Genomic DNA, 13,373 nt, shown 5'->3' with positions numbered 1-13,373 from the left:
ATATGCTAATCAATTCAACCTTCACATTAACCGCATCCACATTAACAGTCTTACCTCGTTCTTATAACTTGGAATTGGTAAAGCAACTACATCACCAGCTAAGTTTAGAAATGGGAAACGAGATAATTTCCTCAGTTTCCTACTCAGGAATAATCGGTTTTTATTCAACATCCAGAAATTTTATTACATTCCATCCAGAAGAATTTTACCAATTATCCCTATCTGGATTAAATGAAACATCTGCTAAAGCCATTTCTCATCTTAAATTGGGGGATTCGTTAGAATTTTTAGGAGTAAAATTTAACATTATTAATCGAGAAGATGAAATTACCAGTTATGAAGAACTATATACAACATTAGTAGGTAATGAACCAGAGCCTATTAGAAATTATCACTTACAATTTATCACTCCTACGGCATTCTCTCAAGGTGGAACAAAATTATGTTTACCTGTGCCTACATTAATGTTTCATAGTTGGTTAGAAAGATGGAATAATTTTGCACCTGTTTATTTAGGAGGTGATGAATTAATTGCTTATTTGAATAATGCAGTATTACTTAAACATCACAAAATTCAAACACGAACTTACCAATTACATAAGGGTTTTATTAATGGATTTGTCGGTGATGTCAAGTTACAAGTTTTAAACCGTGCTGATCCTTTATTGGCAAATGTAGCTAATTTATTAGTTCAATATGCGCGGTTTACTGGTACGGGAATTAAGACACGATTGGGAATGGGACAGACAATAGTTAAAGAATCTAATTAGTAAATTCAGGAAAGGGGCAAAAAATCATGAATACAAAACCTACAATTATTATTTCCCCTTGTGGAACTAGCTTGTTAACTAATGGTACAGAAGAAAATCTTAGAAAACTCCTAAATCAAACAACAAACTGCAAAAAGGAAGAGCTAACTAAGGAGCAAAAAAATATTATTGATAAGCATATAACTGAACGCAGACAGCTTATACAAAATGCTGGAATAAATGAAGCTCGGAAATTAAGTGCTGAATTAAACGGAATAATTACTTACTATGCTGGAACTCCAAAAGGAGAACAGCACATTTTACTCGCTACAGATACTTATTTGGGTCATAGCACAGCTAACATGGTAGCTGAGTGGTTACAAAAACAGGAGTTAAAAGCAACTCCAAAAAATATCAAAAATCTTTCTACTAAAGATATTGACTCATTTAGAATTGCATTATCTGAAATAGTTCAATGGTGTGATGAAGAACTTGAAAAACAATATCCCAGACCTCACTGGAAAGTAGTTTTTAACTTAACAGGTGGATTTAAAAGTGTTAATGGATTTCTTCAAGCTGTTGCAATGTTTTATGCCGATGAAAGTATTTATATATTTGAATCAGGTTCTCAATTATTAAAGATTCCTCGTTTACCTCTACAACTAGATCCAGAGGGATTTATTGGTAAAAATTTACACGCTTGTCGTCGTATGGCAATTTTATCAGAAGAATTATATGCAGAAGAATGTAAAGAAATTCCTGAGACGTTACTAGAACAAATTGATGATCGTGTTACACTCTCAGAATGGGGTAAACTTTTATGGAAAAAATGTTGTAAAGAATATTATAAACAAGGTTTATTACCTCCATTAATCAAAAAATTGAATTATTCTGAACGCTTTATACAGGATGCAAATAGTTTATCTGAAGATCGGTTAATCATTATCAATGAAAGATTAGATCAGCTTTCCCATTACTTAAAATCTTTAGATTCTGATAAAGAAATATATAATCCCAGGTCTCTTGATTTTAAACCATTGAGAGGTAGACCATTTAAAGGTAAATTATCTTCAGAACCAACCCATGAATGTGATGCTTGGTCAGATAGAGATGCGAAAAGATTATATGGGCATTTTGACGGTAATAATTATTGGATTGATATATTGGGGGAACATCTTTAAATCAATACATTTCCCAATTTCCATAAATATCACACAACCATCTTAATTACACATTCCTCATAGGAGATAAAAATGCAACTTTTAACAGTATTAGGAACAGGTAGATACGAAAAAACTTGCTATACTTGGCAAGATAAACAGGTTGAAACTCGTTATGTAGCTCATGCTTTATGTGAATTTTTTCAACCAGATCAAGTAACAGTATTAGTCACAACAGAAGCTAAAGAAGCACATTGGAATACACTACAAGAAACATTAGGCGATCGCTTTGAATCTACAGATGTTCTCATTCCTTCAGGAAAAGTAGAAACTGAAGTATGGGAAATATTTGATGCAGTTGTCAATTCTGTTGAACCTAACGCCAAAGTTTTATTTGATATTACCCATGCTTTTCGCTCAATTCCTCTTTTAGTGTTATTAGCAGCAGCTTTTTTACAAAAAGCCAGAAATGTAGAAATTGTGGGAGTTTATTATGGTGCATTTGAAGCTAACCGTGAACAACCACCAATTTTTGATTTAACTCCCGCAATTAAATTATTAGATTGGTTAACTGCTACTGATAAATTTCTAAGTACAGGTTCATCTGTAGAATTAGGAAATTTATTGAGTACCATTCAGCAAGATTTTTATCGTAGTGGTAAACAAAAAACATCAGAAATTAGACCAATTAAACTCAGAATTTTTGGCGATCGCATTCAAGCGTTATCGCGTTCTATTGAATTAGTTCGTCCTATTGACTTAATTACAGAATCAGCAAAACTTCAAAATATTCCCACCTCTGAATTGCAAGAAGAAGTAGGTGCATTTGCTAAACCTTTTGAGCTTCTTTTGACCCAAATTCAAAATGATTATAGTCAATTTGCTCTCATAAATATTGAGCAAAGTAGTCCTCAAGAACAATTGCAAAAACAATTTCTGCTTTTACGTTGGTATATTGCGAAAAAGCTCAGTTGTCAAGCAATTTTATTAGGTAGAGAATGGTTAGTTTCTGCCATTTGCATAGCTGATGGAATTAATGATTATCGAGATAGAATTAAACGTAAAGATATAGAAACACAACTAGGACAAATGACAGGAGCTAATCCCAATTTTAATCAGCCAATAATTAAATATGTTACCAGTGCTGAAAAACTAGGAGGTTTGTGGTCAACTTTAACAGAATATCGTAATGATATTGCCCATGCTCAAATGCGTCCTGCTGATATTAGTGCTGCAACATTAGAAGAATATGCACAGAATAAATTAGTTCAAGGATTATCAGAACTACTACCTGAATTTACGGCATAATACTATATTGACTATACAATTTAGTATTTTGTAGGCAAGTTAAACCGAAAGGCAAAAACTAGCCTAAAATAAAGGGAGTTGGTAAAACTAGTTTTACTAGCTATGTTTTCTCTCCCTTTTTTCAGTAACAACCTACCTTGAGTGAAAAAGCAAGTTATGAGTGAACAAACAAAAGATAAAGTATATTTAGTTACAGGTGTAAGAATAGCAATAGATAGCGACGATGGTATTTTAATAGCAGGAATACTTTCAGATAATCCATTTATAGAAGATCAAGAATCTAATTCCGTAACCGTTCACGGGGGGTACAAAAAACGCTCTATATGAGATTCCACGAAAACAGCATGAAAAACGTTATAGATTTGATTTTTTTAGGTCATTTGAAATTCGCAAAATTTCTATATCGGTTTGCAAATCGTTTTCCAGCCAATTTAAGAACCATTCGTTAATATGTCAAGTTGCCTGAAAAACCCAACAGACAAAGCTTTCAGGTTTTTTAATAAATTCTCACCCCCTGTGAACGGTTACCTGGCGACCAGAAGCAATAAGAGAACTCCACAAAAAATTATAGGTGTTATTTAAAGGGACAAAGGCAAGAAAAAACCTTTACCCCTATGAGAACTTTGGCAAATCAGGCAAGACAAATAGTATTTATTCGACAACATTCTCCTTCACTAATCGTTGGTCAGATGCTACTGCCAGCAGTTCTTCCACAATATCCCAAGCTGCTGCACATTCACGAGAAGAATCGCCCTTAGTTGCACAAATTGTTCTCGCTTCTTCCCGTGCAACTTCTATTTCGTCTTCAATAAAGATGCGTTTTGGATTTTCAAACAAATCACTTTTTCTAAGGAGATCGGTAATTGAGATGATTCCTAATAGCTTACCTTTAATTACGGGAGCGCGACGGATGCCTGTATTGGCAAACAAGCGAGCTACATACTCCACACCAAGCTCAGGATTGACGACAATACAAGGCTTAGTCATAATTTCATAAACTCGCACTTGTTTGGAGTCTTTACCGTAAGCAGCAACTTTATAGACAATATCAGTTTCACTGACCATGCCATAGGGGTCATTTTCTGTACGAGGTTCCACAATTAAAGAACGCAAACCTTTATATTTCATCAAATCCACAGCTTCGGCTACGGTTGCTGAACCACGAATTGTAATCACTTCTGTGGTCATTATGTCTTCAGCTTTCATCATCGGTTTATAAATTCCTGTTAATAGTTGGATTGAAATTTGTGGGTAACTTGTGAATTGTAGTGAATTTGCAAAAAGCCCGCTTCAGCCTTCTCCAGATTGCTCATTACTCTTATATAAATGAGTATGCTTGACTGAGCAAAAAACCATGAATTCTTGGATTCAATCTTCGTAAATTCTGGCTTCTAAGGCATCGGGAAATTCTTGACAATACATCTCAAAATAGCTTTTTGGGTTTTCCACAAAGTCACTTTTTCTGAGGATATCGGTAATTGAGATGATTCCTAATAACTTATCTTTAATTACAGGGGCGCGACGGATGCCTGTATTGGCAAATAAGCGGGCTACATACTCCACACCAAGTTCAGGATTGACGACAATACAAGGCTTGGTCATAATTTCATAAACTCGCACTTGTTTGGAGTCTTTACCATAAGCACCAACTTTATAAACAATATCAGTTTCAGTGATCATACCGTAGGGGTCATTTTCTGTGCGAGGTTCGACAATTAAAGATCGCAAATGGCGTTCTTTCATCAGTGCTACGGCTTCGGCTACGGTTGCTGAACCACGAATTGTGACAACTTCTGTGGTCATTATGTCTTCAGTTTTGATCATGGTTAAAATCCTGAAAGTAATGGGTATGAGTCTGTGGGACTTTGATTGGGTAAATGTCTAAATATGGAGCAGATGGAAATAGATTCACTCATTTCTAATATTTGCTGCTTAGACACTTCTGGAGAAAGATTAGATGTAGTTAATGGTTGAAAATTACTTGGTATTCCGGGTGCGTAAGCCTCAATGACACTTCCATCCAGAGAGCGCATTACCATCAGGTAGTCACAAACTGGACACTCTGTGCGGATAATTTGATGAATCAAAGAATATTCGTGAGCTAGTTTTTCATCAGTTAAAAACTGACGTTTTGCTTCACTACCGCAATTAGGACATGGAAATATATACGCTCTCTGCATGGAGAAACCTCCTCAAGAATGTTAAAGTATTTTGTTTAAAGCTGTGGTGAATATTTCATAGGGAACTACTCCAACAACTATTTCTGATAATTTACCTTTATTGAAAAACATAACTGCGGGAATACTGCGAATATCGTACTTTTTAGCAACGCTTTGATTTTCGCCGTCACCAACATCTAATTTGACTACTTTTGCCTGATCTTTGTATTCTTCAGCCAGTTTATCCATTAAAGGAGCAACCATCATACAAGGTCCGCACCAAGTTGCGGTACAGTCCATAACAAACAACTCTCCCGCCTCTAAGAGCGATTCAAACTCTGATTTTTGGATATATTGAACAAGAGTTTCATGCGGACTTTCAGAAGTAGCCATAGGTTTTTTCCAGTAAAAATTAAAATTGGTGATTATTTGGTTGGGAAATGGGAAATTCTCAAGGATAGAATGGAATGTCCATGAGTTAAGTTATTTGTTGAGTTAAAGCCAATCTCAGAAGTGCTATAACCCTGATGCCATAGAAATTTCAATCTTTTGATTTTTCTTTTATTTCGCATAAAATACTCAGGACTCTTACTTTATTTTTGTGTCATGCAGATAAAATCTGTTTTCCTGCTTTGATTAATCTTTTCCTAGCATTTAAAGTTTTTTTGTTTCCTATTAAACAAGACTTAGAAAAAGAATCTTGTAAAAACTGAGTTACTATTTCGACTGGGCGATCGCCATTAATCACAGTTAAACAACCTTGTTGGCGATAATGCTGAATTAAGGGAGTAGAATGCTCCTGATAGACTTCTATTCGCCTATAAATAACCTCATGATTATCGTCTGAGTAACCTCGTTGCAGCAACCTTTGTACTAAAACATCAATTGGGACATAAAAGCTAAAAACTTGGTCGTAAGGCTGTTCTGATAATGCAGTGTTGCCTTTAGCCCGGATTTCTAATAGTAATTGATCAAGAAGTTTCACCTGGGATAAATTACTAGGAAATCCATCCAGAATCCAACCCCGTTGGGCAGAGAAATGACTTAAACGTTGGCGGATGATATCAAGAATGATATCATCTGCAACTAAATCACCTCTTTCTATATACGGCTTGACTTTTGAGCCGAAAGAAGTCTCTTTAGCGATCGCCTGACGGCATATATCATCTATGGAAATATGCGGAATTTGCCATTGGCTTGACAGTGCTGCCCCCTGGGTACTCTTGCCAGCACCCGGTACTCCTAAGAAAATCAATCGCATTCAAACACCCCCTATTTCCAACCGAAGATGAGATGAAATCAACAACCAATACAATCCCCAAATATAAGATTCCTCTAGGAATAGCCAATATTTGAGATATCATATCTACAGAGGTGATTGAATTCTCAAAACTATGGCAACTGAAAAATCAAAAGACTCTTACCTGTGGGAAAAGCTAGACCAAGCCAGGAAAGCGAAAGCTGCCAGTGGCGGCTATGCCGGCTATGGTTCACCTGCTTTTGGTCAACAGTCAGTTAATGGTGAACTAGTAGAGAATCCATCTGAACAACAGATCATTGAATTAATTCGCCGTCACCACAAGTCAGGAAAATCACTTCCACAAATTGCCGCGTGGCTTAACCAGCAAGGATATACAACCAAGCGAGGCAGTCAGTGGCAACCTGTATCAGTTAAAAGAGTCCTAGACAGGCTATATGGTAAAATACAGAGGATTTCTGGCATGGATGAAGACTGATGTACTTATTGGCTCTGATTTAGAACCACAAAGTAAAAATGTCTTCTTTTGCCCCTATTTGGATAGGCCAGTTTGAATTTTATCCCCCATTTACCTTTTAATCGTTAAACCCTTTATATGTAAACTGTTTCCTCGATTTATCCTTTACATCCCTCATATCATAACTGAAATTTGTAGAAATAATATGTATATGACAAAAAACTTTACAAAACTTCATAAATTAACTTCATCAGCTATTGTCAACCATGCAAATTGATGACCCACTCATTGGCGTTCCCTGCTTAGAAGAGGCGATAGATAGGCATCCACTGGTTGTTGCGCCCCATACTTCCCTAATTAATGTTGTGAATTTAATGAATCAGACGCGAGGTAATAGTTGTTTATTACCTGATTTTGATTCAGCAATTGGCTTTAGTTCCATGGGAGGTACGCGTTCAAGTTGTATTTTAGTCATGGAAGAAACAGAAATACTGGGTATTTTCACGGAGCGAGATATTGTCAAACTTACAGCGGCGGGTAGAGATTTTGCTGATGTGAAAATAGCTGATGTCATGGTGCATCCAGTCATAACCTTGGCGGAAACTGCATTTCGGGATATCTTTGCCGCACTGTTTTTGTTTCGACGATATCGCATTCGCCACTTGGTGATAGTCAATGCAGAGGAACAACTCGTGGGGATTGTCTCCCCAGAAAGTATTAGGCAAGTTTTGCGCCCCACCAACTTGCTGAAAATGCGGCGGGTGTCAGAAGTAATGACCACTCAGGTAATTCATGCACCACCTACAGCCTCCGTACTCAGTTTGGCGCAGATGATGGCGGAAAGTCAAGTTAGTTGCGTGGTGATAGTAAAAGGAGATTCCTGGAACGATGTCTTATCAGCTTTTAAACCAGTAGGAATTGTGACAGAAAGAGACATCGTACAATTTCAAGCATTGGGATTAAATTTGCCTCAAATTCAAGCAAAAACAGTGATGAGTACACCCTTATTTTTGCTTAGTCCAGAAGATTCTCTATGGTCTGCCCATCAAGAAATGCAGCAGCGACGAGTGCAGCGATTAGTTGTATCCTGGGATTGGGGAGCAAAGTTAGCTATCGTCACTCAAACCAGCTTGTTGCGAATATTTGATCCACTGGAGATGTATGGAGTCATAGAAACATTACAACTAACTGTAGCTCAATTGGAAACCGAGAAAGCTAAATCTTTCCATAACCAAAGTAACTCCACCGAACTACCACTACAACCAGACTTAAAGCAGATCCAGAAACAACATATAGTTGCTGACGAAAACTTAGATAACTTGATTGCTACTGTTGAAAGTCGGATAGAACATTTGATCAAAAATCCTAATTTATCCACAGAATTACAGCAAATGTATTTAGGTTTAGCGACAACGGAGATGCAAAAAATCCGCCATTGTCTTCATACCTGAAAAATATATAGGACTAATAACAATTCCCCGATTCTACAACACTGGGTCTCTCAACGACTTTGGGTAATTTTCTCTTGCCTTATTTTCATTGTTGCTAAATGCCAGTTAGTCCAAACTCAAGTCACCATTCTGCTTGGACTTCTGGTTGGAGTATAGCAGATATAACTAGGATAAAAACTATAGAATTACATCCAGAAGCACAAAGAGCGATCGCCCAAAGTTGGCAAGGTATGACACGCTTCCTAAATCACAGTAGTTTTGATGATTTTAACAATAGATTCTTGGAGAGTTTGCGATCTTTCTATACGTTGTATACTTGTTATGTATGCCATTTTTTTGTCATCCTCAAACTATTTTTCTACCCCTTCCTTCCAAGCATCATCATAATCAGCTTTTACTTCACTCACGGTTATTTTTAGGCAGATGTCAAAAATATTTTAACGTCTTTTTTCTACAATTACGTTAATTGGAATACCCCTCTTCCAGCTGGATATATACTGTTTGGAAGTAGACAACTCCTATGGGTTGAAAACCAGATGACAAAACAGCTATTTGTTACCAAAAAATTCGGCACTTATGCTGACACCTTCCTGATGTTAGGTCTGGTACAGCTTGTGGAGTATGCCCTGAAAGCTACTAACCAAAAAAGTGCAATTCAACTTTTAGATCAAGGAACACGCTACTGCCTTCAGTTAAAACAACCTATCAATTTAGAACTGGTAGCCAAACTCAATTATACCAATTCTTTCCCGCCAGTCAAAGGTCAAAAAACCGACATTAGCAAAATACCGCAGGAAATAGATACTTTTAATACAGTGGAGGAAACGGAAAGACGAAAACTTTATCGGGAGTATTTATTTCAACAAAAAGGTAAACCTCAATTTAATGAAGATGCACCAAAACCACCCCATCCAAGTACGCAAAATGGTGTAATTCTTACTTCCATGGGTCATGACCGCAATCATAATGAATTGTGGTATTTAGGATGGCAAACAGTAGGGGCGGGGTCTCCCCGCCCAAATTATGCGGGGTCTCCCCGCCCAAATTCTCCACCCCCAAATTATGCGGGGTCTCCCCACCCAAATTCTCCACCCCCAAATTATGCGGGGTCTCCCCACCCAAATTCTCCACCCCCAAATTATGGGGCATTATTGGTTGCTTTGTTTACAGCATTTAGCCAACAAGCAGAGGATGTGAATAAATTAGTAAATGAGTTATTTACCCAAACTACTGGACAGAAACTACCAGAAACCGCCAGTGCAGTCAAAATTTATTTACCTACATCTGTCCAAGGAGTAAACCGAGTTAAAGCAGATGGTAATAAAGTAGATTCTCATTATGGTTGATTGCTGGGGGCTTATTTACCTTTGGTATCGCAGAACGAATCAAAATAGCAGAACGAGTTTATGATTGGCGCGTTGTTGTTCTTGAACCTCAAGATATTCAGTTAAGTAAATATCGTCAAGTATTGAATAAGCTGCGTCAATTAAACCCACCATCTGGAGGTCATGGAATTGCTAGATTTGATGCTGAGTTGATATTACGTTTTTGTCAAGAATTACTTAATCATCACAAGTTCCAGTAAATACTGAAGAAGATGAATTTGATAATTTTTCGCAACAAATTAATCATTTTGTTAGTAATTTTATTGGAACTCACTTTGGTTGTAAAGGTCAAGTTTATGGTGTCAAACAAATGTTTTCTTTAGGTTTACCAGGTTGGATTAGTCCTAAAACTTCTGAGGAATTAGCAGATTATCATAATATTTTGACAGAACACTTGTCAATTGTTACTACCCTATTAGCAGAAGAGGGACACAGTGAATTATTAGCAGCTTATCGGGATTTCATTACTAGTACCAGTCTAGAAAATTTCTTTTGCTTTCAAGTAATTTATGCTGATTATGTTGTTAAGCGTTTAGCAGATCCTAAAGCTAAACCTCCCCGTTTATTTTCTCTTAATGGATTAAATCTCATGGTGAAAAATTTTAATCATCCTCAAAATGACCAAGAATTAACTTTAACAGATATCACACAAGACCCTGGATTTTTACGGATTGCCAAAGCTATTAATAGCGCCACTGTCTATGCCGGAAAAGATGAGCATGATTGGGATAGAATCTATGGTTTAGCACAACGTTTGACCAGTCAAGCAGGTTCTAAAAAGGATTTTATTATTGAATTATCAATCTTTCTTGCTAGTTACGAAAACGAAAATCTCCGCATTGATGAGGAATTAAAAAAGAAAGGCAAACCTCGTCGAATTTGGACTACTAAAGATGATTTAGATGGAATTATCAATCTCATTGAAAAACATGGTTCTAGTTTGATAGCTAACCTATTAATTGCCTATGGTTATGCCAAGGGTTGGGGTAAATCCAAAGAAGCAAATAAAACCGATTTAACTGGCACATCAGAAACAGAATTAGATAATATTGAAGAAGGAGAATCCGATAATGACTAAAACCAAATTTCCCGTTTATTCAATTTCTATTAGCGGTTTACTTTCTTTACAACTTCATGGTGCAGGTAAGTTCGGGTTTATATGCCACTGTTCTCAATATTGAGGCTTTTAGAATTGGTTATAACCCCTGATTACAAACTACGCTATTAGAGGATGTTTGAAAAGTTTTTAATGTATAAATAAACCCCTCTCTAAATCTCTCCCCGCGTCGGGGAGAGGCTTTGAAACCCCCATTCCCTTGTAGGGAAGGGGGGAAGGGGGGTTAGGTTTCTAGAGATTATCGGGTTCATCTAATACTTTTCAAACAACCTCTTATGACCAAACCGCAGACAAAGCAGATAAAACCCGTCTAACTGTGTCTATGCAAGATGGTTTTGTATTTCGGGAATGGGTACATTTTCAAGGACATCTGCAAATTTGTTGTAGTGCAGGAAAGCATTTAATAGAACTAGAACAATTGTTTGCCCAAATTAATTATTTTGGTAAACGGGGTTGTTTTTTTCAATATTTACCAGAGTGCAAACAAGAAACTTCAGAACCATTATTTCCACCAAATCCTGCTACTGGTTCTACAATTCAACCAATGGATGATTTAGGTGAAAAAACCACATTTAGTCGTATTAATCCTTTTTCTACTGATAAAGCTCAACTCGATAAAGACCGAGTGATTAAATCAGGGTTTTTACCATTAAAACTTATCGCCACCAGCGCTCGTTATGACATTTACCAAAGATATTGAGACTACATTTGCTGGGATGAGTTTAATTCTCAGACAAGATGCAAAAAATATCAATTCTGTCACCTTAGAATCTTGGTTATCAGATACTCAACCTGCACCTGTTTGGATTCAATTACACATTGCTGATGGTATTACTAAAATCATGCTTGTGTTGCCAGATTCTCGATTATATCCACAACTAATGGAATCCATCTGTCAGCGAATTATTGGTAAAAGAATTACTCTAGATTGGCAAAATAAATCATATCAATTAACAGGTGTTGAAGTTGATTCTCATAACCTTCATGTAATTCTCATTTCCATTTCTGCTACTGCACCATTACCAGCAACATTAGGAAGGGCTATTCATGCTCAATGTTTTCAATGGTTTGCTAATGCAGATCCTCTTCTCGCAGAGAATTTACATCAACAATATCCTTTACCAATGACCATAGGAATACAGTACACTTCCCCACAAAGAATCCAATTGAGAATTACGCTGTTAAAACCAGAACTCTTAGCACCTTTATTGTGGGGATTAAGCAGCAATTTGGGTGGTGAAATTACATTAGCAGGAATATCTTGTAAATTAGGTAAGTGGATAAATATTTATCAATCTAGCAACTTTGAAAACCTGTTAGAGATACCATCACAAAATACAATTGAATTACAATTTCTCTCCCCCACCAGTTTTAAACAGAATCAAAATATCCAACCTTTTCCATTGCCTGATTTAGTATTCAATAGTTTACTACGTAGTTGGAATAGATTTGCATCCACAGAATTACAATTTCCTCAAGTTGAATGGCAAGGTCTAGTTTCCGCTTTTGAACTGAAAACCCATGCTTTAAAGATGGAATCTGGTGCAGAAATTGGTACGGTCGGCTGGGTCAAATATCGGTTTCCAGACCCCGAACAAGCCCGAATTGCTACTATTTTAGCTAACTTCGCTGTCTTTTCTGGAGTCGGACGGAAAACAGCTATGGGTATGGGTCAAACTGGGTCAACTTGTGCCTGTGGAATACAAAAAAGGCAAGATGGAACAACACCTAAATGACCATTTTCAAGTTTGTGCTGCGGCTTTATGTTTAGAAGAACGCACGGGTCGCACGATTACCTATGGTGAAATATTTTATCATAAACACGAAATAAAACCCGAAGATTTTCACAAAAGTTTGGGAGCTTATCGGTTGAAAGATAATGCAAGAAAAACCTTTTTGCAAAAAATCCTGTAGGGTTTCCACTTATCTAATCCCCGCAAGGGGACTGAAACAATAATTTCTTATTTAAACAGATGTGTAGGGCTTTAGTGACTCCGGGTGCAAGTTAGCAAGGAAGCACTGGGGGACTGTGGACAGGGACAGTAAATCTAGTGATTGCTAATTGCAGATATGAGTATTTTTTACACTTCTGGTTCTACTCCTAAAGCGCGTAATTGGGCGATGAGGCGATCGCTTTTTTCTTTTTCACTTTCAGCCCGTTGGCGTTCATATTCGGCGGTTTCATGACCATCAAGTAATAAAATTTGGAAAAAAGCCTGTAAAACAAAAAAGCAGCAAAAAAAGAGGGGGTCAAGCAGGTCATAAAGGAAATAGCCGAGACTTATACCCAATCGAAGAATGTAGGGAAGTCATAGAACATCATCCCGAA

The 13,373-nt window shown here is 36.9% G+C and carries 19 protein-coding genes; 13 read left to right on the top strand and 6 right to left on the bottom strand.

Annotated elements, in window-relative coordinates:
- The first annotated feature begins 2 nt into the window (after positions 1-2).
- The 4 genes from cas6 (IQ226_RS17880) (at position 3) to IQ226_RS17865 (ending at position 3,544) form a co-directional block, all read left to right on the top strand.
- Positions 3-770, top strand: a complete 768-nt coding sequence (gene cas6, locus IQ226_RS17880) for a CRISPR system precrRNA processing endoribonuclease RAMP protein Cas6 (RefSeq protein WP_193897537.1) — start codon at positions 3-5, stop codon at positions 768-770.
- Between the two features lie 26 nt (positions 771-796).
- Positions 797-1,930 carry a putative CRISPR-associated protein gene (locus IQ226_RS17875; protein ID WP_193897535.1) on the top strand — a complete coding sequence of 378 codons (1,134 nt, stop codon included), beginning with the start codon at positions 797-799 and terminating at the stop codon, positions 1,928-1,930.
- 72 nt (positions 1,931-2,002) lie between these two features.
- A complete protein-coding gene (gene csx2 / locus IQ226_RS17870) occupies positions 2,003-3,217 on the top strand; it encodes a TIGR02221 family CRISPR-associated protein (protein WP_193897533.1) in 1,215 nt (404 codons plus the stop codon).
- Between the two features lie 156 nt (positions 3,218-3,373).
- On the top strand, positions 3,374-3,544 hold the full coding sequence (locus IQ226_RS17865; RefSeq protein ID WP_193897531.1) for a hypothetical protein: 171 nt from the start codon (positions 3,374-3,376) through the stop codon (positions 3,542-3,544).
- A gap of 324 nt (positions 3,545-3,868) precedes the next feature.
- Here the strand turns inward: IQ226_RS17865 and IQ226_RS17860 are convergent, their stop codons facing one another.
- The 5 genes from IQ226_RS17860 to IQ226_RS17840 all read right to left on the bottom strand — a co-directional run bounded on the left by IQ226_RS17860 (position 3,869) and on the right by IQ226_RS17840 (position 6,637).
- A complete protein-coding gene (locus IQ226_RS17860) occupies positions 3,869-4,426 on the bottom strand; it encodes a CBS domain-containing protein (RefSeq protein ID WP_193897528.1) in 558 nt (185 codons plus the stop codon).
- A 159-nt stretch (positions 4,427-4,585) separates the two neighbouring features.
- Positions 4,586-5,041 carry a CBS domain-containing protein gene (locus IQ226_RS17855; RefSeq protein ID WP_193897519.1) on the bottom strand — a complete coding sequence of 152 codons (456 nt, stop codon included), beginning with the start codon at positions 5,039-5,041 and terminating at the stop codon, positions 4,586-4,588.
- 2 nt (positions 5,042-5,043) lie between these two features.
- Positions 5,044-5,397: a hypothetical protein gene (locus tag IQ226_RS26020; protein WP_370567193.1), complete on the bottom strand. Its 354-nt coding sequence runs from the start codon at positions 5,395-5,397 to the stop codon at positions 5,044-5,046.
- A gap of 21 nt (positions 5,398-5,418) precedes the next feature.
- Positions 5,419-5,769, bottom strand: coding sequence for a co-chaperone YbbN (locus IQ226_RS17845; RefSeq protein WP_193897509.1), 351 nt, complete (start codon positions 5,767-5,769; stop codon positions 5,419-5,421).
- Positions 5,770-5,980: 211 nt separating this feature from the next.
- Positions 5,981-6,637: a nucleoside monophosphate kinase gene (locus tag IQ226_RS17840; RefSeq protein ID WP_193897507.1), complete on the bottom strand. Its 657-nt coding sequence runs from the start codon at positions 6,635-6,637 to the stop codon at positions 5,981-5,983.
- A gap of 133 nt (positions 6,638-6,770) precedes the next feature.
- Here IQ226_RS17840 and IQ226_RS17835 point away from each other — a divergent pair, with 133 nt between their 5' ends.
- From IQ226_RS17835 to IQ226_RS25255, 9 genes are all read left to right on the top strand, one after another.
- Positions 6,771-7,112 carry a recombinase family protein gene (locus IQ226_RS17835; protein WP_015079420.1) on the top strand — a complete coding sequence of 114 codons (342 nt, stop codon included), beginning with the start codon at positions 6,771-6,773 and terminating at the stop codon, positions 7,110-7,112.
- Between the two features lie 245 nt (positions 7,113-7,357).
- Positions 7,358-8,542, top strand: a complete 1,185-nt coding sequence (locus IQ226_RS17830) for a CBS domain-containing protein (protein WP_193897505.1) — start codon at positions 7,358-7,360, stop codon at positions 8,540-8,542.
- Between the two features lie 98 nt (positions 8,543-8,640).
- On the top strand, positions 8,641-8,961 hold the full coding sequence (locus tag IQ226_RS17825; RefSeq protein WP_193897495.1) for a hypothetical protein: 321 nt from the start codon (positions 8,641-8,643) through the stop codon (positions 8,959-8,961).
- 117 nt (positions 8,962-9,078) lie between these two features.
- Positions 9,079-9,888, top strand: coding sequence for a hypothetical protein (locus IQ226_RS17820; protein WP_193897493.1), 810 nt, complete (start codon positions 9,079-9,081; stop codon positions 9,886-9,888).
- Entirely contained in the window at positions 9,885-10,127 is a 243-nt protein-coding gene (locus IQ226_RS17815) for a hypothetical protein (RefSeq protein WP_193897491.1), read from the top strand. Before IQ226_RS17820 ends, IQ226_RS17815 begins: the two co-directional genes overlap by 4 nt.
- 110 nt (positions 10,128-10,237) lie before the next feature.
- A complete protein-coding gene (locus IQ226_RS17810; RefSeq protein WP_193897489.1) occupies positions 10,238-11,005 on the top strand; it encodes a hypothetical protein in 768 nt (255 codons plus the stop codon).
- A gap of 361 nt (positions 11,006-11,366) precedes the next feature.
- A complete protein-coding gene (locus tag IQ226_RS17805; protein ID WP_228039530.1) occupies positions 11,367-11,744 on the top strand; it encodes a hypothetical protein in 378 nt (125 codons plus the stop codon).
- Positions 11,722-12,780, top strand: coding sequence for a CRISPR system precrRNA processing endoribonuclease RAMP protein Cas6 (gene cas6 / locus IQ226_RS17800; RefSeq protein ID WP_193897487.1), 1,059 nt, complete (start codon positions 11,722-11,724; stop codon positions 12,778-12,780). Before IQ226_RS17805 ends, cas6 (IQ226_RS17800) begins: the two co-directional genes overlap by 23 nt.
- On the top strand, positions 12,761-12,958 hold the full coding sequence (locus tag IQ226_RS25255) for a hypothetical protein (protein WP_255539981.1): 198 nt from the start codon (positions 12,761-12,763) through the stop codon (positions 12,956-12,958). Before cas6 (IQ226_RS17800) ends, IQ226_RS25255 begins: the two co-directional genes overlap by 20 nt.
- A gap of 167 nt (positions 12,959-13,125) precedes the next feature.
- Here IQ226_RS25255 and IQ226_RS25775 read toward each other — a convergent pair whose 3' ends face one another.
- Entirely contained in the window at positions 13,126-13,335 is a 210-nt protein-coding gene (locus IQ226_RS25775; RefSeq protein ID WP_304511105.1) for a hypothetical protein, read from the bottom strand.
- Between the last annotated feature and the right edge of the window lie 38 nt (positions 13,336-13,373).

It is taken from the genome of Dolichospermum sp. LEGE 00240, from assembly GCF_015207875.1.
Lineage (GTDB): Bacteria > Cyanobacteriota > Cyanobacteriia > Cyanobacteriales > Nostocaceae > Dolichospermum > Dolichospermum gracile.
This window is presented reverse-complemented; position numbering and strand designations above follow the sequence as displayed.